The sequence below is a fragment of the Acidisphaera rubrifaciens HS-AP3 genome, assembly GCF_000964365.1.
Classification (GTDB): domain Bacteria; phylum Pseudomonadota; class Alphaproteobacteria; order Acetobacterales; family Acetobacteraceae; genus Acidisphaera; species Acidisphaera rubrifaciens.
The window spans coordinates 1-416 of the sequence record NZ_BANB01000700.1 but is presented as its reverse complement, the minus strand read 5'-3'; the positions used below and the strand labels follow the sequence as shown (position 1 = coordinate 416).

The 416-nt window shown below is 75.0% G+C and carries 1 protein-coding gene and 1 pseudogene; both read right to left on the bottom strand.

The genetic code is table 11. The annotated features are described in order from the left end of the window. Nucleotides 1–248 (bottom strand): annotated as a pseudogene (locus tag B8460_RS16610) (ribonuclease E/G); the annotation flags it as partial. Next, nucleotides 245–416: Maf family protein (locus B8460_RS16605; RefSeq protein WP_048862729.1), on the bottom strand; the 172-nt coding region annotated here is incomplete at its 5' end. The pseudogene B8460_RS16610 and the gene B8460_RS16605, both read right to left, overlap by 4 nt.

The following is a 416-nucleotide window of genomic DNA, read 5'->3' as shown; positions in this document are numbered from 1 at the left end:
GCCGTCCCCTCCGACACGCCGCGCGCCCCGTCGCTGTCGGGCAGGAAACCGTCGCCGTCGGCGATCGCGACGAACGCGCCGGCCATGGCGGGCGCGCGGGCGCGCACGATGCCGCGATGTACGTCGCCCACCCCGTCCGGCGCGCCCGGCCGCCACAGTGCGTAGTCGAGCAAGCCGTCCTGCGCGTCCGCGACCGCCACCTCCACCTCGCCGGGATGCGAGGCGGTGACAATCCGGACGCCGCTCACGGCAGATGCCAGCCGGCGCCGCGCAACAGCTGCGCGGTCTCGAACAGCGGCAGGCCCACCACGTTGGAATGGCTGCCCGACAGGAAGCGGACGAAGCACGCGGCGCGTCCCTGGACGGCATAGCCGCCGGCCTTGCCCGCCCATTCGCCGGACGCGACATAGGCCGCG